At 73.5% G+C, this 21146-nt stretch carries 12 protein-coding genes; 4 read left to right on the top strand and 8 right to left on the bottom strand.

The genetic code is table 11. The features are described from left to right. Positions 1 to 26: 26 nt before the first annotated feature. Genes AC4BDD_RS26590 through AC4BDD_RS26575 form a run of 4 tightly spaced genes read right to left on the bottom strand, consistent with a single transcriptional unit; the run spans position 27 to position 3685 of the window. The gene (locus tag AC4BDD_RS26590) at positions 27 to 647 is read right to left on the bottom strand and encodes a GTP-binding protein (protein ID WP_490687985.1); all 621 of its coding nucleotides are present in this window, start codon (positions 645 to 647) and stop codon (positions 27 to 29) included. Further along, positions 634 to 993: a DUF742 domain-containing protein gene (locus AC4BDD_RS26585; RefSeq protein ID WP_490687984.1), complete on the bottom strand. Its 360-nt coding sequence runs from the start codon at positions 991 to 993 to the stop codon at positions 634 to 636. The genes AC4BDD_RS26590 and AC4BDD_RS26585 overlap by 14 nt, the downstream gene beginning before the upstream one ends. Next, on the bottom strand, positions 990 to 1397 hold the full coding sequence (locus AC4BDD_RS26580) for a roadblock/LC7 domain-containing protein (RefSeq protein WP_490687983.1): 408 nt from the start codon (positions 1395 to 1397) through the stop codon (positions 990 to 992). Before AC4BDD_RS26580 ends, AC4BDD_RS26585 begins: the two co-directional genes overlap by 4 nt. After that, positions 1394 to 3685 carry a sensor histidine kinase gene (locus tag AC4BDD_RS26575; protein ID WP_490687982.1) on the bottom strand — a complete coding sequence of 764 codons (2292 nt, stop codon included), beginning with the start codon at positions 3683 to 3685 and terminating at the stop codon, positions 1394 to 1396. Before AC4BDD_RS26575 ends, AC4BDD_RS26580 begins: the two co-directional genes overlap by 4 nt. Positions 3686 to 4225: 540 nt before the next feature. Between AC4BDD_RS26575 and AC4BDD_RS26570 the strand changes: the two genes are divergently transcribed. Next, the gene (locus tag AC4BDD_RS26570; protein WP_490687981.1) at positions 4226 to 4744 is read left to right on the top strand and encodes a hypothetical protein; all 519 of its coding nucleotides are present in this window, start codon (positions 4226 to 4228) and stop codon (positions 4742 to 4744) included. Between the two features lie 70 nt (positions 4745 to 4814). Here AC4BDD_RS26570 and AC4BDD_RS26565 read toward each other — a convergent pair whose 3' ends face one another. Then, positions 4815 to 6545 carry a DUF885 domain-containing protein gene (locus AC4BDD_RS26565; protein WP_490687980.1) on the bottom strand — a complete coding sequence of 577 codons (1731 nt, stop codon included), beginning with the start codon at positions 6543 to 6545 and terminating at the stop codon, positions 4815 to 4817. Between the two features lie 108 nt (positions 6546 to 6653). Next, positions 6654 to 8528: a M6 family metalloprotease domain-containing protein gene (locus tag AC4BDD_RS26560; RefSeq protein WP_490687979.1), complete on the bottom strand. Its 1875-nt coding sequence runs from the start codon at positions 8526 to 8528 to the stop codon at positions 6654 to 6656. A gap of 574 nt (positions 8529 to 9102) precedes the next feature. On the opposite strand from AC4BDD_RS26560, the gene AC4BDD_RS26555 reads away from it, so the two are divergent. Continuing rightward, entirely contained in the window at positions 9103 to 11196 is a 2094-nt protein-coding gene (locus AC4BDD_RS26555) for a SpoIIE family protein phosphatase (RefSeq protein ID WP_490687978.1), read from the top strand. Between the two features lie 53 nt (positions 11197 to 11249). Here AC4BDD_RS26555 and AC4BDD_RS26550 read toward each other — a convergent pair whose 3' ends face one another. Continuing rightward, positions 11250 to 13028: an MOSC domain-containing protein gene (locus tag AC4BDD_RS26550; protein ID WP_490687977.1), complete on the bottom strand. Its 1779-nt coding sequence runs from the start codon at positions 13026 to 13028 to the stop codon at positions 11250 to 11252. Further along, entirely contained in the window at positions 13025 to 14110 is a 1086-nt protein-coding gene (locus AC4BDD_RS26545; RefSeq protein ID WP_490687976.1) for a diaminopropionate ammonia-lyase, read from the bottom strand. The genes AC4BDD_RS26550 and AC4BDD_RS26545 overlap by 4 nt, the downstream gene beginning before the upstream one ends. 93 nt (positions 14111 to 14203) lie before the next feature. On the opposite strand from AC4BDD_RS26545, the gene AC4BDD_RS26540 reads away from it, so the two are divergent. Together AC4BDD_RS26540 and AC4BDD_RS26535 are read left to right on the top strand one after the other, a co-directional pair. Further along, on the top strand, positions 14204 to 14683 hold the full coding sequence (locus tag AC4BDD_RS26540; protein ID WP_490687975.1) for an Lrp/AsnC family transcriptional regulator: 480 nt from the start codon (positions 14204 to 14206) through the stop codon (positions 14681 to 14683). 107 nt (positions 14684 to 14790) lie between these two features. Further along, complete coding sequence (locus AC4BDD_RS26535) at positions 14791 to 21138, top strand: SDR family NAD(P)-dependent oxidoreductase (protein ID WP_490687974.1); 6348 nt, start codon at positions 14791 to 14793, stop codon at positions 21136 to 21138. The last annotated feature ends 8 nt before the right edge of the window (positions 21139 to 21146 follow it).

Raw genomic sequence — 21146 nt, 5'->3', positions numbered from 1 at the left:
TTCCGCCGCCGGCCGTCCGCCGGGGATCACCGCAGGTCAGGCGGTTGCGGAACGGGTTGCGGCGAGGTGGTCCCCGCCTTGGCGATGAGCAGCTCCAGCAGGGCCAGCAAGGCGCCGCGGACATCCTCCCGGGAGCGGGCGTCGAGCATCAGAACGGGCGTGTCCGGGTCGCTGAGGTGCAGCGCGGCCCGGATCTCCGCGGCGGTGTACGCCTGCTCGCCGTCGAAGCAGTTCGCCCCGACGACGAACGGCAGACCGCGGTTCTCGAAGAAGTCGACGGCCGGGAATCCGCGGTCCAGGCGCCGGGTGTCGACCAGGACGATCGCTCCCAGTGCCCCGCGCAGCAGGTCGTCCCACATGAACCAGAAGCGCTCCTGGCCCGGGGTGCCGAACAGGTAGAGGACGACCCCCGCGTCGGTGAGGGTGAGCCGCCCGAAGTCCATCGCGACGGTGGTCGACGTCTTCGACTCGATGCCGTCCAGGTCGTCGACGCCCACGCCCGCGGTGGTCAGCCGCTCCTCGGTGCGCAGCGGCTCGATCTCGGAGATCGACTCCACGAGGGTGGTCTTGCCGACGCCGAAACCCCCCGCGATGAGGATCTTGACCGGGGACTCTTCCGGAGCTGCGGTGGTGTCATATGCGGGCAAGGCTGTCCCTGATTCTCATGAGCAGGTGGACATTGGACGTCTCGGACACCTCCAGCGGCGGCCGGTGGCGGATCAGGCCGCGGTCCGCGAGTTCGCCGAGGAGCAGGGTCATCGGGGTGAGGCGCATGTGCATGCGGGCGGCGAGTTCGGCCACCGCCCTTCCGTCCGGCGGCCGGCACAGCGCGAGGAGGGTCTGCCACTCGGTGGACAGTCCTTCCGGGGCGTCGGCGGTCGTCGCCGTGATCATCGTGTCCATGGTCAGGACGGTGCCGGAGGCGGCCGTACGCCCGTCGGTGAGGGCGTACAGCCGCGTGCGGCGCGGTCCGCGCCGCGGCTCAGCGGTCATGACGAGTGCGGGGTCGGCGCGCGGTCCGGGGTGCCCAGCCACTCGCCGAGCGCCTGCGCGGCGCGCACGGCCTCACCGCCCAGCTCTCCGAGCCGGGCCTTGCGGGAGGTCACCACGATGAGCGTGCTGCCCTCGCCGCATCCGACGATGCACAGGTACCGGTCGGCCATCTCGACCAGCTGGCGGATCACCTGACCGCCGCCGACCTCCCGGGAGATCGCCTTCATCGTGGCCGCGATGCCGGAGGCCGCCGCGGCCACCCGCTCGGCCTGGTCCCGTTCCAGCAGGTAGGCGCTGAGTTTTATGCCGTCGTTGGACAGGAGAACCGCGCCCTGGATGCCGGCGATCCGGCTCAGATTGTTGTCCAGGATGCTGTAGATCGCGTCGTTGGGTGTCGTCGTCATCGCTGGTCCTGTCCCTGCTCTGCTTCCACTGTCCGGGTGCCCTGCTCGTAGTCCGCCCAGGCGTCGGCCACCTCTTCGGGTGTCGCGGTGTCCTGGCCCACCGTCTCCGTGTCGCGTGGCGCGCGCAGTTGATCGGCGATATGGGTCTGCGGGACCCGCTGGGGCAGGGTCGGCCGCGCGGGGCGGTGTTCCTTGGGGGTCGGTTCGGCGGCCGCTTCGGTCCGCGGCCGGTCGTTCGGGGTCTCGTCCGCCGGAGCGGGGCGCAGGTGCAGCACGCGCTCGCGCTTGCCGTCGCCGGGCGGCTGGGGCGCGGGGGCGGGCTCCGGTGCCCGCGGCGCCGGTTCACCTGGGGTGGGCACCAGGTGCTCCGAGGGAATGATCACGACGGCCGACGTCCCGCCGAAGGCCGAGCGGCGCAGCGTGACCCGGGCTCCGAGCTGGTCGGCGAGGTGGCCGACGACGAAGAGGCCGAGCCGGTGGGCGTTCTGGGCCAGCACGGCGTAGGGCGGAGCGGAGTGCAGACGGCCGTTCATCTCCTCGTAGCGCTCGGGTGCGACCCGCGGGCCGCGGTCCTCGACCTCGATGGAGAGCCCGTCGGCGACGGTCTCCGCCCGGATGACGACCTTGGAGGCCGGCGGGGAGAAGCGGGTGGCGTTGTCCAGCAGCTCGGCCAGCAGATGGCTGATCTGACTGATCACGCGGGGCTCGACGCTGATCTCGTCCAGCGCCTGCCGGTCGATCCGCCGGAAATCCTCGACCTCGGACGCGGCCTCGCGCAGCAGGTCGGCGACGCGCATGGGATCGGTGTGCGGGTCGGGGACCTCGCCGTCGGTGAGGATGATCAGGTTCTCGATCTGCCGCCGCATACCCACCGTCAACTGGTCGGATTTCATCAGCTGGGCGAGGAGTGCCTCGTCGTTGCCGAAGGCGTCCTGGAGGTCCTCGGTAAGGCTCAGCTGCCGGCTGACCAGGTTTCCGGTCCGGGAGGCGATGCCCGCGGCGAACAGGCCGAACCCGTGCCGCTCGTCGGCGAGCTGCCGGTGGCCGTCGACGGACACGGCGACGACCTGGGCGAAGGCGTCGCTGATGCGCCCCACTTCGTCCCGCCGGCCGCTGAGCCTGGGCAGTGTGCCGGCGTCGACGGACTGCCCGCGCTGCAACCGGGCCACGATCTCCGGCAGTGTCCGCTCGGCGACGGTCACCGTGCGCCGGTGCAGGTTGTTCATGCGGCGCAGCACCGAGCGGGTGATGAGCACCACGACCACCACCACGAACAGCAGTCCCGCGCCGCTTCCCGCGACCAGCCAGGTGACTTCCCGCTCCAGTTCGTCCGCCTTGGCGTCGGCGTGTGCGAGCACGCCCTGCTGGCGGCTGGAGTTGAGCTCGGTGAGCTGCCGGGAGATCTGCTCGCGCGCGGACCGCCAGTCGTGGACGGCGTCGGGCAGCTTGACGCCGTGCTCGTGGTCCTCGTGGTGGGAGATGACCGCGTCCTCGACGGCGTTCTGGGTCTGCCATGCGTCGGAGGCGGCCAACCGCTCGTAGACCGCGCGGTCTTCGGCGGGGAGCTCGGGGGCGATCGATGATTCGTACAGGAAGCGGTGGGCGCCGACGGCGTTGATGAACCGGGCGAACCGCGCGGTGGTCAGGCCCCCGGACGGGCCGGCGAGCGCGAGCGTGGTGTCCTCACGCGCCAGCTGCTCCGAGGCCGACAGCAGCGCGACCACCGGCCGGCTCTCCTGGGTGAGTTCCGCGTCGTCCATCTGGCTGAACGCCTGGTAGACGCGGATCATCTGGTCGATCACGTCGGTGTAGTAGTCGACGATCCGGTCCGCGCTGCCGCGGCGGGAGTCGGCGCTCTCCCGACGGGCCTGAAGCTCGTCGAGGTGGTCGCGGACACCCGCCACGTAACGGTCCGCGCGCTTGGTCCCCTCGCCGGGGCCGGACGACCGGCGGAAGGTGGCGACCGCCCGGTCGGTGGCCGCGCGCTGGCTGCGCAGCTCCTGCGCGGAGATGCCGGAATCCGCCCACCACGCGGCGGTCATCGCGCGTTCGGCCTGCATCTCGACCATGAGCTGGTAGAGCGGCACGCCGGTGCGGTCCCCCGCCGCGACGTCGGCGCGCAGGTTGTCCGACTGCTCCAGCAGACGGTCCGTGGTGATCAGGACCTGGGCACCCATCGCCACGGTGGTGAGCACCGCGAGACCGATGAGCATGGTCCGCAGCCGTATGGTGCGCCGTCGTCGTGGTGCCGGCGGCTCGCCGGAGCCTTCGGTCGGTGTCGGAGTCATCAATCCTCGTGAGCGGAACGAACGGGACAACCACCAGCAGGACATGACGCACCGCCTGGGGACGCGGTGGCCCTGCGGTCCGGCTCGGTGATGCCTGAGGAGGGCCGATCATATCCAGCCATGCAGAGGTGGGGAGAGGTTGCGGCCGTGATCGATGCCTCTTCGTGCCACCACGCCCGCCACACCGCCCTGATCTGCGATGACTCAGGCCAGAAGGACCGGTTCGGCCGGGGAGCGCCGCAAACCGACACCTTTGACCGATGACCATGATCGATACGTTCAGGCCAGCGCGGCTGGGCGACGCGTCGGGGCGCTCGCGCGGGCGTCCGCGCCGTCGCGAGCGCGCGAGGCGCACAACCGGGGCCAGGCGGCGCCGCGAGCGCGGGCGGCAGCGGCGACCGGACGCCTGGACGCCCCCCGCCCCGGGCGACACGATGCGTGGCGCATCCGGGCTCAAGAGGCGCTCAAGCGGCGTCTGGTAGAGGGCTGGGCCAATCGGCCGCGGTCACCGGATGCTCCCTCGACACAGGAGGTCAGTTCATGAGGACAGGACGCACCCTGGCGGCACTGGTACTGCTGGCGGGCTCGGCCGGTCTGGCCGGCACCGCCGCGAGCCCGGCCAACGCGGCCCCCGGCGACCTGCACTGCAACGGGACGATGCGCTTTCAGTACAGCCCGGAGCTGCTGTTCACCGCGCAGCCGGCCACCTTGCACGGCACCGGAGGCATCACCTGCGCCTCCGCGGCGGACCTGCAGATCACCAACGCCGCGGTCAACATCCAGGGCTCGGGCACCCTCAGCTGTACCGGCGGGACCGCCACCGGCACGGCGCGGTTCGACTACAACACGGGCGCGTCCAGCACGGTCTCCGGCGAGTTCCTGGTCAGCCTGCGTCCGAGCGGGGAGATCGTCACCGCGATCCGCGGCACGGTCTCCGGTGGGCAGTTCCGGGGGGACACGGTCGTGGGCGAGTACGTCGGCACCACCACCACACCGTATGACTGCGTGTCCGACGGCCTCGACAGCACCTCCGGCCCGGTGAACATCGACTTCGCCTGAGCCCGGCGCTGCCCGCCCCCGGCCCCCGGCGGGTGACGCCGGGGGCCGGGGGCGCGGGCCGGGGTGGGTGTCAGAGGGCGGAGTGTTCGGCCTCCAGGTCGTCCAGACCCAGCGAGCCCTGGGAGAGCGCCGCCATGTGCCACGCCTTGAGGTCGAATCCGGCGCCGTGCTTGGCGCGAGCGGTCTCCCTGGCGCGCAGCCAGGCCCGCTCGCCGAGCTTGTAGCCGATGGCCTGTCCCGGCCTGCCCTGGTAGCGGATGATCTCGCTCTCGATGTAGTCGGCGGGGCGGCCGGAGTACCAGCCGAAGAACTCCTGCGCCAGCGCGGGGGTCCAGCGCTCACCGGGCCGGAAGGGGGAGTCCGCGGGGATGGGCAGCTCCAGGTGCATGCCGATGTCGATGACGACCCGGATGGCGCGCATCATCTGGTGGTCGAGATAGCCGAGCCGGCGCTCGGGGTCGGTGAGGAAGCCCAGTTCGTCCATGAGCCGCTCGGCGTACAGCGCCCAGCCCTCGCAGTCGGCGCTGACCCTGCCCACCCTCGTCTGGTACAGGGAGAGGTCACCGGCGGCCAGGGTCCACTGGGCCAGCTGCAGATGGTGGCCGGGCACGCCCTCGTGGTACCAGGTGGACACCAGGCCGTGGACGGGGAAGCGGGTGCGGCCCCGCGTCGGCAACCAGGTCCGCCCCGGGCGGGAGAAGTCCAGGGACGGCGCGGTGTAGTACGGCGCGGCGGCGCTGCCGGGCGGGGCGATCCGGCACTCCACGCGCCTGATCTGCCCGGCCAGATCGAAGTGGGTGCCGTCCAGCGCCTCGATCGCCTCGTCCATGAGCTCCTGGAGCCAGCCCCTGGTCTCCTCGGCGCCCTCGACGGCCTGGCCGTGCCGGTCCAGCCAGGCCAGCGCCTCCCAGGGGGTGCCCGCCCCCGGCAGGATCCTCTCCGCCTCGGCCCGCATCTCGGCGAGCAGCCGGTGGAACTCGGACCAGCCGTATCCGTACGCCTCGCCCGGATCGAGGTCGGCGCCGGTGTAGTAGCGGGCGAAGCGGGCGTACCGCTCGGGCCCCGCCACCTCCGGGGCGCCGGTGACTCGCGGTCCGTAGACGTTGAGGAACCAGTCGTGCAATTCGGCGACGGCGGCCGTGGCCACCTCCGCGGCCTCGTCGAGCTCGGCGCGCAAGGGCTCCGGCCCGGCGGCGACGAAGTCGGCGAACCAGCGGCCGTCCGGGCCCAGCCACTGCTCCAGCTGGCCGATGTTGGCGGCCACCTGCCGGGCTCCGGCGGGCAGGCCGCGCCGCACGCCCTCGGCCAGTGCGTCCCGGTAGCCGTCGAAGGCGTCGGACACCGCGCGCAGCCGCCGGCCGATCGCGGCCCAGTCGTCCTCGGTGCTGGTGGGCATGAGGGTGAAGACCTTGCGGACCCGGTGCAGCGGGGAGGAGAGGTTGTTGACCTCGCGCAGGTGCTCACCCGCTTCGTGCTGGGCGAGTTCGGCCGTCAACCGCTCGCGCAGCAGCCGCGCGCAGCGGCGCTCCGCGGGTTCGTCCGCGCCCGGGCGGGTCTCGGCCGCGCCGAGTCGCGCCAGGGTCGCGCGGGCGAGCTCGGCGACGCCCTCCCGGCCTTCTGGGGAGAAGTCGGGAAGCTCGCTCGCGCTCTCCGGCACGCCGAGGAGGGTTCCGGCGATCGGATCGTGCCGGACGAAGGCGTCGACGTACGCGTCGGCGACCTCGCGGGGCAGCTCGCCGTCGGCCGCGCCCCGGGCCGCCCGCCCGGCGGCGCCGTGACCGTCGAACGCACTGTCAGCCATGTCGGTTCCTCTCCCGATCCGTCGTCGCCGTCCCGGCACCATCATCCGGCACCGGTGCCGGGCGGTCGTGGCCGCACTCCGACCACGACCGCCCGGCGTGATGTGCTCTCAGCGTCCTGACGCGGTCAGCGAGCAGGTGGCCCTGGCGGTCTTGCCCGGGTCGCTCTCCGAACGCGCGGTGAGGGTGATCCTGCCCTTGGGCGCGGCGTCCGCCCCGGCGGTCACCGCGACCTGGACGCGGGTCGAGTCACCGGCCGCGGCGGTGGCCAGCCGGTTGGGGAGCCAGGCGGACCAGCCGCGCCCGGAGACCTTCGCCGCCAGTCGGTACACATCGGAGGAGTGATAGCGGTCGGCGGCCACGGGGTGGCCGCCTCGATCCCCCGGGGCGGCGCTCCCGGTGTTGGCGAGGTCGAAGGTGCACACCGCCCGGCCGTCCGCCGGTTTCCCCGTCGCCGTGCCCGCTCCGAGGTCGACCCCACGCCGCCGCTCGCCCGAGCCGTCCAGGGACTTCACGCCGATGGTGTAAGAGAGCACGCCGGAGGCGTCGCGCCGCACGTCGAGGATGTAGAAGTGCAGCCGGTTGGCCTGGTCGATGTGTTCATACGAGCTGCCGGAGTCGGCTCCCGCGTGGAAGAGCGCGTCGCTGAGCTGCCGGTAGTCGCCGATGGTGATGTTCTGCGGGGTGCCGTCGGGGCGGGTGAAGTCCACCAGGCCGATGTCCTCGGGGTGCGCGTCGATCACCCAGGCGAACGGGGCCCGGTCGGCGTTCTTGGTCTTGCTGAGCAGCACTCCGCTGTCGGGTGTGAAGGAGTCCATGCCCATGCGGTCGACGACCTCGACGGTGTAGTTCTCGTAACCGCCGCCGTCGCACAGCGGGTCGGTCTCGCGGTCACAGGCCGGCGACCGGTCGCGGTCCATGGTGATGTTGACGCCGCTGAGTCCCTGCTCGCCCGGTGGCGCGGAGCGTGCGGTGACACGGGCGACGACGAGGCCGGAGTCCGCCAGGGCGTCGCGGTCGAGGCGCAGGACGTTCTTCTCGTCGACGATGCCGAGTTTCATCTTGTCCCGCAGGACGTGCTGGGCGCCCATCGATCCGCCGCCGGTGGCCGGTATCCGCCAGCGGGTGTGCGGTCCGCCGGGGCCGTTGAACGAGCCTCGGGAGAGCATGCCCCAGATGCCGGTGTAGGCGCGGCTCAGCGGAGTGCCGTAAGGGTTGTTGTAGTTGTCGCCGATGCCCAGGATGTGGCTGAGTTCATGGGCGAAGGTGGCCATGCCGGAGCTCTCGGCCTGGGTGGACGAGCCGTTCGCGGCGTTGGGCCAGATCCGGGCGGCCGCCTGCCAGGACGTCCAGGGCACATAGCGGGTCCTGGCCGCGTTGCCGCCGGTGGGGGTGCGGGCCGGCGGCCCCCAGGCATCCGGCACCTCCTCGGCGGTGCGGAACCTCATCGGGCCGAACTCCTGCCAGGCGGAGGACTCGTCCACCCCGGCGGTCAGATAGAAGACGAAGTCGAACTCCGCGGGTTTGCCGGGGCCCTGGTCGGCGATCCAGGCGCGCCGGGCGTCGGCGCGGATGTCCTTGCCGCAGTTGTCGCCCTGCGGGCAGGAGTCGGGGTTCATCCCCGGCTCGATGCCGTACTGGTAGGACTTCCCCGGCATGCGGTAGACACCGAAGGCGGTCAGGTCGACGCCGAAGCGGCCGCCGGAGTCCTCCATCCAGTACTCGTTGATGGTGTGCCCGTGGTTGAGCGCACCGGGCTTGTTGAGGAAGTCCCGGTAGTACGCGGGCAGTCGCTCGCGGGGGATGCCGGCGGCGCTGGGCTGCGGATTGCCGAACGGGGCCGAGCCGGCCGGTTGGCTCACCGAGAACCCCTCATCGGGGTAGTCCAGGAGCACCAGAGCGCCCTTGAACATGCGCTTGGTCGGTTTGACTTCGGGGTTCGCCCAGTCGGTGCCGGGCACCGGCCGGTACTCGTCCCACGTCATGTCGTCGGGGTTACGCCAGTGCTGCGGGTCGATCGGCTGGACCAGCGGCGGCCGGCCTCGGGAGGGGGCGTCCGGAATCGCCCGCGCGGGTTGCGGGGCGACGGCGGCCAGGACACCGAGGATCAGGGCGACCGCGCCCGATCGGCGTAAGCGGCGGGACCGGGATAACGGAGGTATTCGGGGCGGTGTGGATATGCCGGGCGCCGGGGGCGTGCGGGGTGTCCGGCGGACGCGGCCGAGGCGTGCGTGGTGGAGGAACAAGACTCACCTCATGTCTGAAGTCACTGGACGTGAACATGGCAAGCCGTTCGATGGGGGTGCCCCACCGGGATCACGGTAAGGCGAGGGGCAGCGGGGCGCCAGGGGGCCCTGGAGCGCCGCCGGCGGGCGCTACGCGGCGCAGCGTGGTGGTTCCTCCCCGCGACGTCGTCGGGGTCGCTCGCCCTCGCGGGCTGCGGCGGCGCCCCCGCAGGGGTGAGCATGGACCCATCGGGCAGACGGAGGAGACAGCCGTCCACGCGGGCCGGAGCCGACGGGGCGCATGTCTCGCGGGCAAGCGGAGGGAGCGCCAGGGATGACCGCAGATTCCTTCCGTTCCCCTCCCGGCGACCCTGTCAACGGGCCGATCCAGCCGAGCGGCCTGCTGGACCTGCTCAACGTCGCCGCGGTGGTGCTGGACACCGAGGGGCGGATCGTGTTCTGGAGCCCCCAGGCCGATGAGCTGTTCGGGTACACCGCGCAGGAGGCCCTGGGCGAGTACGCGGGACGGCTGCTCGTCCATGAGCAGCACCTGGAGCTGATCATCGGGCTCTTCGCCGAGGTGATGGGCACCGGCCAGAGCTGGGCGGGCGCCTTCCCGGTCCGGGTCAAGGGCGGTGGCAGCCGGCTGGTGGAGTTCCGCAACATGCGGCTCCTGGACGACCGCGGCGACATCTACGCCCTGGGCATCGCCGCTGATCACAGCACTCTCAAAAGGGTCGAGACGGATCTGGCGCTCTCCGAGCGCCTGGTCTCCCAGTCGCCGGCCGGCGTGGCCGTGATCGACACCGACCTGCGCTTCGTCCTGATCAACCGGGCGATGGAGCGCATCGACGCCCTGTCCGCCGCGGAGCACCTGGGACGGCACGTCGGGGAGATCCTGCCCTTCCGCGACGCCGGGGCGATCGAGGCCACCCTGCGGCGGGTACTGGCCACAGGCGTCCCGGAGACCGACCAGTACGTCCTCGGCAGCGCACCGGCCGACCCGGGCGCCGGGCGCGCGTGGTCCCTGTCGTACCACCGCCTGGAGGACGCCGGCGGGCACGTCCTGGGCGTGGCTCTCTCCGTCGTCGACGTCACCGAGCGGTACCGGGCGTCCACCGAGGCGGCCCGGGCCCGGCGGCGTCTGGCCCTCATCGCCGAGGCGTCCGCCCGGGTGGGCACCACCTTGGAGGTGGACCAGACCGCCCGGGAGCTGGCCGAGGTCGCCGTGCCGGAGCTCGCCGACGTGGTCGCGGTGGACGTCCTCGACTCCGTGCTGGCCTTCCAGCGGTCCACCGCCCCGGCCACCGGACCCGAGCTGTTCCGGGCGCTGGCCGTCGCCACCGCGTACCCCACCGAGGCCGCGCGCGCCGCCGACGTCCCCGGGGAACTCGCCGCCTACGGACCGGACCGTCTGGTCACCCGGTGCGTCCACACCGGCCGGCCCATCCTGGTGCCGCACGTCGACGACCGGGATCTGCGGCGCATCGCCCGCAACGACCAGGCCGCGGCCCTGCTGGCCCAGGCGGGCGTCCACTCCTACCTGGCGGTGCCGCTGATCGCCCGGGGCGAGGTCCTGGGTGCCGTGGATCTCAAGCGCGCCCGCAATCCGCTGCCCTTCGACGAGGACGACGCCGTCCTCGCCGGTGAGCTGGCGGCCCGTGCGGCCGTCTGCATCGACAACGCCCGCTGGTTCCAGAGCGTGCGCAACACCGCCGTCACCCTGCAGCGCAGTCTGCTGCCCGAGCGGCCGCTGCGCCATGTCGGCCTGGAGGTCGCCTCCCGCTACCAGCCGGCGCAGGCCTCCAGCGAGGTGGGCGGGGACTGGTTCGACGTCATCCCGCTGGAGGGCGACAAGACCGCGCTGGTGGTGGGCGACGTGATGGGCAGCGGCATCGACGCCGCCGCCGCCATGGGCCGGCTGCGGACCGCCACCTGCGCCTTCGCCGATCTGGACCTGGACCCCGAGGAAGTGCTCCAGCACCTGGACAAGATCACCCGTGGTCTGGAGCACTACATCGCCACCTGCCTGTACGCCGTCTACGACCCGCACCACGCCGAGTGCCACATGGCCAACGCCGGCCATCTGCCGCCCGTCCTGGTGCGCTCCGACCACCCGCCGGAGCTGATCGACCTGCCCACCGGAGCCCCCCTCGGCGTCGGCGGCATCTCCTTCGAACGCACCACGGTGAAGCTCGGCGCCGGCGATCAGCTCGTCCTTTACACCGACGGCCTGGTGGAAACCCGCGACGACCCCATCGACCAGCGGCTCGACAGCCTCCTGGAGCTGCTGAAGGGCCCGCCACGGCCCCTGGAGGAGACCGCGGACCGCCTCCTGGGCACCCTGCGCGACCCGGACCACCACGACGACGTCGCCCTGCTCATCGCCCGGACGACCCCGGCAGGGAACCCGGAGGCCCGGCCGTGAACCGACGGGTTCCTCATCCCTCGAGGCCGCTGGGCCTCCCGCTTCGGCATCTTTCAGCACCGGAGGGTCAGGTCGCTGGTGGGGACGGCGCTGCACAGCAGCACCGAGTCCGGCGGGATGTCGGCCAGCGGCTGCCACAGGTAGGCCGCGCCGCCCGAGGAGACCGCCCGCAGGCAGGTGCGGCAGGCGCCGCTCCGGCAGGAGGAGTCCGGCTGCAGCCCCTGGGCCTCGGCGAGGTCGAGGAGGCTGCCGGCGTCCGGCTCCCAGCGGGCGGTGACTCCGCTCTCCGCGAAGTGCACGGTGAAGGGCCCCTGCGACGGCGGGGCCGCCGCGGCCGCCGGGGCGGCGGGTGAGGTGAAGAGTTCGTAGTGGACCGCCGCGGGGTCGGTGCCCGCCGCCAGCAGGACGTCCTTGGCCTGGCGCATGAAGTCCGCCGGCCCGCACAGGAAGGCCGCGGCGGCCGGCGCGTGCGAGGCGAGCAGACCGGCGTCGAGCCGTCCCGCGGTGGCGCCGAGGGCGGCGAGGTCACCGGGCCGGGGGCGGCTGAGGAACAGCCGTGCGGTGCCGTTCGGCAGGCGGCCGACCAGCTCCGCCGCCTCCCGCCACAGCGCCAGGGCGCGGCCGTCGCGGGCGGTGTGGAGCAGGGTGACCTGCCGGGTGGTGCCGCGTTCGGCGCAGGCCCTGAGCATCGCGATCATCGGGGTGATGCCGATGCCCGCGCTGACCAGCAGCAGCGGGGCCTCCTCGGCCGGGGGCAGCACCACCTCGCCGAAGGGGCCGCTGATCAGGACCATCTCGGTGGTGGAGTGGAGCAGGGAGGACATCCGGCCGACCTGCTTGACGGTGACGCGCAGGCGATCGCCCTCGACGCCGGAGACGGTGTAGTTCCGCCAGACCGGGCCGTGCTCGTCGCGCGTGTGCACGCGCAGGTGCTGTCCGGGCAGCGGCGCGCCGCGCAGGTCCGCGAGCGGGTCACGGAGCCAGAGGCTCACGGTGTCGTGGCTCTCCCGGGTCCGGGAGAGAATCCGGGCCGGCCGGGGCCAGTCCGCGGGGCCCGGCGCGCCCGCGGAGGCGGGGCCGGTGTGGCCGGCCGGCGGGGCGGGCAGGGCGGTGGCCGGGTCGCCCGTTGAGAGCCGTCCGCCCTTCACCACCCGGGCGTACACACCGCAGAAGACGTGCCCGTACTCCCGTCCCAGCAGAGCCGGCACGTTGACGTCGACGGCGCCGGTTTCCGGGTCGACGGAGGTGGCGCGGCACCGGTCGATGGGCCGCAGCACCTCCAGTTCGCAGCCGCCGATCCTGATCCGGCGTCCGATCAGGCCGAACTCCGCCCATGCGGGCAGGCCGGCGAGGTAGAGGTTGCCGCGGAAGCGCAGCGGGTCCAGCGGCCGCTGGGCGGTGTCCGACAGGGCGCGGACCGTCTCCAGGTTGATCAGCGACACATGGGCGTCCTCGTGGTCCCAGTACCCGGCGGCGGCCCGCACCAGTCGGGTGGAGTGCGCGGGGAACCAGTCGGCCGGCACCTCGCCGGCCGGGTCGGGGTCGTCCAGGGCGATCCGGAGCCGCTCCCCGCCGGGGGAGGTCAGGGTGAGGACCGACTCCTGCACGGCCATGCGGAAGTGCGGCAGTTCCGGGTTCTTGGTCAGCCTGACGAACGCCTCGCAGCGGGTCCATTCGCCTCCGGGCCGCACCGGGACCTGCCCGCCGGTGACGGCGAAGGCCCGGTCGAGGGGCAGCCCTCCTCCGGCCCGCACCTCCACCTGGTGCAGTTCCTGCCCGCCGAAGCCCTTGAGGGGGTAGCGGACGATGCGCTCCAGCCGTGCCGTCCTCATCGTGCCGCCTCGGTGCCCACGGTCAGGACCCGGGAGCCGGGGCCCAGTCCCAGTGCGCCGCGGGCCGCCGGGTCCAGCGACAGCAGACCCGCCACCCCGGCGGCGCCGCAGGCCGAGACCGGTACGCCCTCGCCGGCCAGCAGCCGCGCCGCGGCCTCGGCCTCCTCGTCGCCGATGGTGACGAAGGCGTCGGCCAGCCGGGACAGCAGCTGCCAGGCGAGCAGGGACGGCTCCCGGCAGTCCAGCCGCCCGAGTGCGGTCCGCCCGCCCTCCACCCGGGTCGGCCGGCCCGCGCGTGCGCTCGCCAGCAGGCACGGGGCGGCCCGCGGTTCCACGACGACGATCCGGGTGGCCTCGCCCCAGCGGTCGCGCAGGTATCCGGCGGCGGCCGCCGCAAGCCCGCCGACCCCCGCCTGGACGAACAGATGGGTGGGGGCGGAGTCGATCTCGTCGAACAGCACGGTGTAGCCGCGCATCACATCGAGCGGCACGGCGGTGTAGCCGGGCCAGGAGCTGTCGGAGACCAGCCGCCAGCCGTGCTGCCGGGCGGCCTGACGGGCCGCGGCCATGCTCTCCTCGTAGTCGTCCCCGCCGCGCCGCACCCGGGCGCCGAGCGAGCGCAGGCGGTCGGCGAACTCCTCGGGCACCTGGTGGCTGAGGAACACGATGGCGGTGCCGCCGAGTTCGCGGGCTCCGGCGGCCATGGACAGCCCGTGGTTGCCGGCGCTGGCGCAGACGAACGGTGTACGCGCGGCGACCGCCCGCAGCTGTCCTTCGGCGGGCAGCGGCCCGAAGCTCTCCTCGGCCTCGGCCCTCACCAGCCGGTCGACGGCGTACATCGCGCCCAGCGCCTTGAAGCTGCCCAGTCCCATGCGGGCGCTCTCGTCCTTGAGATCGAGCGTGCCCACGCCCGCGGCGCGGGCCAGGTCCGGCAGGGAGCGCAGGGGCTCTGGGCGGTAGGTGGGATGGCGCCGGAAGAAGGCGCGGGCCCGGGCCGCGTGCTCTGTGCCGATCAGTACGCGCTGGGTCGGCGTGTAGCTCCCGCGCGCCGGATTCAGCCAGGTGTTCTCCGTGCTTCGCATGGAGGAAAGCCTAGGAACGGGAGGCGCGGCGGAACGTCGACATCGCGGCCGATCATGCGGCTGAACCGCGGGCTGGGTGAGTAATCTGCGGCCGTGACGACTGTGAAGCTCGATCAGCTGGACTACGCCATCCTCGACCGGCTGCAGCGGGACGCCCGCACGATCGCCGAGTTGATCGCCGTCGAGGTGGGTCTGTCGACCGCCGCGGTGCAGCGCCGCATCAAGCGGCTCCGCGAGACCGGCGTGATCGCCCGCGAGGTGGCGGTGCTCAATGCGAAGGCCCTGGGCCCCTCGATGACGTTCATCGTGGAGGTCGAGATGGAACACGAGAGGCCGGAGGTGCTGGAGGAGTTCCGCCATCGCGTGGACGCCGAGGGATGCGTCCAGCAGTGCTACTACGTGACGGGGGCGCACGACTTCGTGCTGATCGTCACCGCCCGCGACATGGAGGACTTCGACGCGTTCACCCAGCGCACCTTCTTCGGCAACGCGAACGTACGGCGGTTCACCACCAGCGTCGTGATGCGTCCCACCAAGGTGGGGCTGACGCTGCCGCTTCCCGTGGAGCGGTAGCCGACGGGGCGGCGCCCCGGCGTGGCGGCGTCGGCGTGGCGCTCGTCGCACGAGTCGGATACATGGATAAAGTGCGACATATTGCCGTCTGAGCGGGGTGCAGGCTGATGCAGACCGGTGCCGTCGACCGCCGCCTGGCCCGCGATCCGGTCGCGATCGTGGGCATCGCCGGGATGTTCCCCAAGGCGGGGGACGTGCGGGAGTTCTGGGAGAACATCGTCGCCGCCCGGGACTGCTCCGAGGAGGTCCCCGCGGCGTGGTGGAGCATCGAGCACCACTACGACCCCGACCCCTTCGCCGAGGACAAGACGTACTGCCGGCGCGGGGGCTTCCTGGATCCGGCGCTGTTCGACCCACGGGAGTTCGGCATGCCGCCGAACAGTGTGGACTCCGTGGGCCTGGTGCAGCTGCTGAGCCTGGTGGTGGCCAAGGAGGTGCTGCGGGACGCCGGACGCGGGCGGGCGGACTGGTTCGACCCCCGGCGTGCCGGGGTGGTTCTGGGCGTGTGCGGCACCAACTCCACCCTGATCCCGCTCGCCGCCCGGCTCCTCGTCCCCGAGATGGTGCAGACCATGATCGCCTTCGGGATCCCCGAGGAGCGGGCGCGGCAGATCATGCGCGCGCGGCTGGCCGGCCTGCCGTCATGGACCGAGGACTCCTTCCCCGGCATCCTCGGGAACATCGTCTCCGGCCGCGTCGCCAACCGGCTGAACCTGGGCGCCGCCAACCACACCGTGGACGCCGCCTGCGCCAGCTCGCTGGCCGCGCTGCGCGCCGCGGTCGACGAACTCCTCAGCCGCCGCGCGGACTTGATGATCACCGGCGGGTGCGACGCGGACAACTCCGTCATCGCGTACATGTGCTTCAGCAAGACGCCGGCGCTCTCGCTCAGCGGCCAGGTGCGCCCCTTCGACGCCGACGCCGACGGGACGCTGGTCGGCGAGGGCGTGGGGATGCTGGCGCTCAAGCGCCTGGACGACGCCGAGCGGGACGGTGACCGGATCTACGCCGTGCTGCGCGGCCTGGGCAGCTCCAGCGACGGGATGGCGCAGAGCATCTACGCGCCCTGTGGTGACGGGCAGTCGGCCGCGCTGCGGCGGGCCTACGAGGACGCCGACTGCCCGCCGTGGTCGGTCGAGCTGTTCGAGGCCCACGGCACCGGCACCCCGGCCGGCGACGGCGTGGAGCTGACCACCCTCGGCGGCCTGCTGGCCGCCCCTCCGCGCGGGGAACGCCGCTACGCCGCCGTGGGCAGCGTGAAGTCGCAGATCGGGCACGCCAAGGCGGCGGCCGGGGTCGCCGGGATGATCAAGGCCGTGCTGGCGCTGCACCACAAGGTGCTGCCGCCCACCATCAACGTCACCGCCCCGCATCCGGCCGCCTGCGCCGAGGACAGCCCGCTCTACATCAACACCGCCGCCCGGCCCTGGGTGCGCGACCCGTCCCGGCCGGTGCGGCGGGCCGGTGTCTCCGCGTTCGGCTTCGGCGGGGTCAACTACCACGCCGTCCTGGAGGAGCATCCCGGGGGCACGGCGGAGCGGGAGCACGCGCTGCACCGCACCCCGCGGTCCCGGATGTGGCACGCGGCCGACCCCGGCGAGCTGCTGCGGCGCCTGGAGCGCGGCGATGGGCCGGACGACGGCCCGATCCCGCAGGGGCACGCCCGCCTCGGCTTCGTCGCCACCGGGGAGGAGCACCACGCCGAACTGCTCGCCACCGCGATCCAGCAGCTGCGGGCCAACGCCGACCACGACGGCTGGAGCCACACCCGCGGCATCCACTACCGGCGCGCCGCCCTGCCACCGGGGACCAAGGTCGGCGCGCTCTTCTCCGGACAGGGCAGCCAGTATGTGGAGATGGGCCTGCACGCCGCGATGGCCCTGCCGCCGGTGCGGGCCGCCTTCGACGCCGCGAACGCCCTCTTCCCCTCCGAGGACAGCCTGGCCCGCACGGTCTTCCCGCCCCCCGGTGACCGCACGGAGCAGGCCCGCGAGGACCGGCTGCGGCGCACCGCGTACGCCCAGTCGGCGATCGGGGCGCTGTCCATGGGCCAGTACCGCTGCCTGCGGGAGATGGGCTTCGCGCCGCACGGGCTGCTCGGCCACAGCTTCGGGGAGCTGACGGCGCTGTGGGCGGCCGGGGTGCTGGACGACGAGGCGTATCCGGCCCTGGCGAGCGCGCGCGGGCGCGCGATGGAGCCCGAACCGGGGCGGGCGGGCGACGCCGGGGCGATGGCCGCGGTGCGCGCGCCGGAGCAGCGGCTCCGGGAGGCCCTGTCGGACCATCTGGAGCTGACGGTGTGCAACCGCAACGCGCCCGACGAACATGTGGTCGGCGGCCCGACCGAGGCCGTGGAACGCTTCGTGCGCGACTGCGTCGCGCGCGGCGTGCCCGCCCAGCGGCTGCCGGTCGCCGCCGCCTTCCACACCCCCCATGTGCGGCACGCGGTCGACGCGTTCGCGGCGGCCTGTGCCGCCACGGATTTCGCGCCCCCGGCGCTGCCGGTCTACGCCGACACCGCCGGAGCGGTCTACGGCCGGGACCCGGAGGCCAACCGCCGCGTCCTGGTCGAGCAGCTGCGCCGGCCGGTGGACTTCGCCGCCCGCCTGGAGCAGATGTACGCGGACGGCTTCCGCCTCTTCGTGGAGTTCGGGCCCCGGCGCACCCTGACCGGCCTGGTCCAGCGGACCCTGGGCGAGCGCGGGGTGGAGACGGTCGCCTGCGACATCGGACCCACGGCGGACAGTTGCGCGGCGCTGAAGCAGGCGGCCGTGCGGCTGGCCGTCCTGGGCCTGCCGGTGAGCGGCATCGACCGCTACGACGCCCCGCCGCGACCGGAGCGTGCCACGCCCTCCAAGGTCGCCCGCACCCTTCAGGGGCCGAACTTCGCGGCCCTGGCGCTGCGCCCGGCCTACGAGCGGCAGCTCGCCGAGGCCGCCCGGACGGCGGAGCGGGAGACGCCCGCGCCCCAGGCCCCGGAGCCCCCGGCGCCCGTCCCCGTGACCGCGCCCATCACCGCGCCCCTGCCCGTCGCCGCGTCCGACCCTTCCGTCCGGGCGCCGGAGACCGACCCGCTCTCCCGCGCCGCCGCCGCGCATCTGGCCGTGCACACCCGCTTCCTCGACGGTCAGCTGCGGACGGCCGAGCAGCTGACCCGCCTGCTGCGGGAAGGGGCCTCGGCCGGACCGCTGGACGACTCCCTGGCCGCCGTGATCCACTCCGTGGCCCGGCACAGCCTGGCGCTGGGGGACGCGCACGCCAAGGCGGGCGAGGTGGTGACCGGTCTGCTGCGCCTTGACGACGACGGCCGGGTGCCGCCGGCGGCGGCCCCGTACCCGGAGATCGGCGAGTGGCTTGAGGCGCCGAGCGCGGGCACGGACACGGGCACGGGCGCAGACACAGGAACCAGCACAGGCACGGCCACGCACACAGGCACGGCCCCAGGCGCGGCGGTGCGCGGGGACGGCGAGGCCCGCCCGGCCGCCGCTCCGGTCGGTGACCCACCGGCCGATCCCCGGCCCGCGACCGGAGAGCCACCGGAGTCGTCCCGCTCGGCGCTGGCGCAACTGTGGGCGGTGGAGAAGGAGGGCGCCGAGGACGACCGGCCGCCGATGGACATCGCCGAGGTGGATCCGCAGGAGCTGGAACGGGTCTTCCGCGAGATCGTGGCCGAGAAGACGGGCTACGAGGTGGACATGATCGAGCCCGACATGGACATCCAGGCGGACCTGGGCATCGACTCGCTGAAGCAGGTGGAGATCGGCGCGGAGATGTGGCGCCGCTACCCGGTGATCAACCGGAGTGAGCTGTACCAGTTCAGTACGGTCAGAACCGTGCGGGAGCTGACGGACAAGCTGCACCAGATCCTCACCAGTCCGCAGCCCCAGCTCCAGCTCTCCTACGGCGACCAGGGGCTGGGCCGCGCCTTCGTCACCCTGCGCGAGCTGCCCGAGCCGGACGTGTGCCCGGACGCCTATCCGGAGCGGCCGCACGCCCTGCTGCTGGACGACGGCGGCGAGCTGTCCGCCACGCTCGGCGGGGCGCTGCGCTCCGGTGGCTGGCGCGTCAGCCGCCTGTGCGTCCCCGGCGTGTCGCCGGGCGCGGCGAACACGGCGAACGGAACGGAGCAGTGCGCGGCGGGGCTGGAGGACTGGGAGGAGCACACCCTGTCCGGGCGCCTCGCCGAGCTGCTCGCCGACGAGTCCCGCCTCGATCTGTGTGTCCTCCCCGTCAGCCCCTCCCCCCGTCTCGCCACGGCCGAGGCGGTCGAGCGGCTGCGGCACGCCGTGCTCGTGGCCAAGCACACCTGCCCCCGCCTGCGGGAGGCCGCCGCGCGCGGCCGGCGGGCCGGGCTGGTGACGGTGGTTCGGCTCGACGGAGCCCTCGGCTACGCCGGGGCCCAGGGCGATCCGGCCCTGGCTCTCACCGGCGGCCTCGGCGGTCTGACCAAGACGGCCGCCCTGGAGGAGACGCGGCTGTTCTGCCGTTCACTTGACTTCGCCCCCGGCCTCTCCGCTAAGGCTCTCGGCGAGGCGTTCCTCGCCGAGATCACCGACGCCGCCACCGACCTGCGCGAGGTCGGCCGGGACGCGACCGGCCGCCGCGCCCCCGACCTCTCCGAGAACCCCGCACCGCCCCTGCTCCCCTCCCCGCAGGGGCCGGAGTCCGCCGACGTGCCGGTCCCCCGCCGGACGGCGGAGCTCACCGGGGAGGACCTGCTGCTGGTCACCGGTGGGGCGTCCGGGATCACCGCCTGGTGCGTGGCCGCGCTGGCCGGTGAGCACCCGTGCGGATACCTGCTGCTGGGCCGGACCCCGCTGGACGAGGAGCCGTCCTGGGCGGCCGGGCTGGCCGACGCCGAGGAGCTGCGCGGCGCACTGCGGGCCCGCGCGCGGGAGGCGGGCGAGGATCCTGACGGGCCGTCGGCGCGGAGCCGGATCGACCGGGACGCCGAGCGGTTGCTCAACCAGCGGCGGATCCGCGCCGCCCTGGACGAGCTGCGCGCGCACGGCGTCGAGGCGGAGTACCTGGCCGCGGACATCCGTGACGCCCGGGCGGTGACCCGGGTGCTGGCGCCCTACGCGTCCCGCGTGACCGGAGTCGTCCATGGCGCGGGCGTCCTCGGCGACAAGCCGCTGGCGGAGATGACCGCCGCCTCGATCGCCCCGGTGATCGACACCAAGCTGCTCGGCCTCCGGAACGTGCTCGACGCGCTGGAGGCCGACCGGCTGCGGCACCTGGTGCTCTTCTCCTCGGTGTCGGGCCTGTGGGGCAATCTGCGGCAGGCCGACTACGCCCTGGCCAGTGAGGCGTTGACCCGCTTCGGCTGTGCCTTCCAGGCGGCCCACCCCGGCTGCCGGGTGGTGCCGATCGTCTGGGGACCGTGGACCGGCGGCATGGCGGCCCCGATGCGGCAGATCCTCCGGGACGCCGGTGTGCCGGTGCTCACCCGGGAGACCGGATGCGCGCACTTCCTGGCACACCTGAGCGGCGAGGATCACGGGGCGGGCCAGGTCACCCTGGTGGGGCCCCTCGCACCGCAGTACCGCCGGGTCGATGAGCTGCCCGCGGCCGGGCTGACCGCGCACCGGGTGCTGACCGGCCTCGGCGGGGAGCCGGTGCTCCGGGACCACCGCTTCGGCGAGGTGCCGGTGCTGCCGATGACGGCCGCCGTGGGCTGGGTCCTGCACACCGTGGAACGCGCGCACGGCGGTGGCTGGCCGGTCGTGGAGTGCCGTGACTTCCGGATCGCCCGGGGCGTCTTCTTCCCCGATGGTCACCCGGAACGCTTCCGGATCCGGCTGGTCCCCGAGCCCGATCCGGTCCCGGGGACCGTACGGGTCACCGTCCACCAGTCCGCCGCTCCCGAGGAACAGCCGCACTACACCGGCGTCTTCCGGCGGGCGGAGCGGCCTGGTGAGGCGCCGCGCGAGGAGCTGCCGCCCTTCGAGATCGGTGAGGAACCGCACCCTGGTTACGGCGACGGCAGACTCTTCCACGGCCTGTCCCTGGTGGGTCTGCGCAACGTCCTGGTGGAGGAGCCCGGCCGGCTGGTCGTGGCCGCGCGGATGCCCGACACGCCGCTCGCCAAGGGCGCGTACGCGGGCCGCCTCTACAGCCCCGGGCCGGCGGACCTGCTGCTCCAGGCCGGACTGCTGGTGATGCTGCGGCGCGCCGACGGCGAAGGCATCCCGGTCCCGGTCAGCGTCGACGGCGTGGAGCTCTTCACGCCGCTCCCCGACGACGAGCCGTTCGTGATCATCGCCGAGGCCCACCCGGCCGAGACCCCGCTGTTCTCGTACGGCACGCTCACCGCCTGCACACCCGACGGGCGGGTCCACCAGCGCTGGCGCAACGTGCGCGCGCTGTGGGCCGATCCGGTCGACGTCGCCCGGGGCGCCGCCTCGCGTACCGGCTCGACCATCCTCAGCCAGGTGTTTCCGGGGACAGGGTGACGCACGGT

It is taken from the genome of Streptomyces sp. JLBT605 (assembly GCF_058215555.1).
Note: the sequence above shows the minus strand (reverse complement) of the source record. Positions and strands in the feature narration are given on the sequence as shown.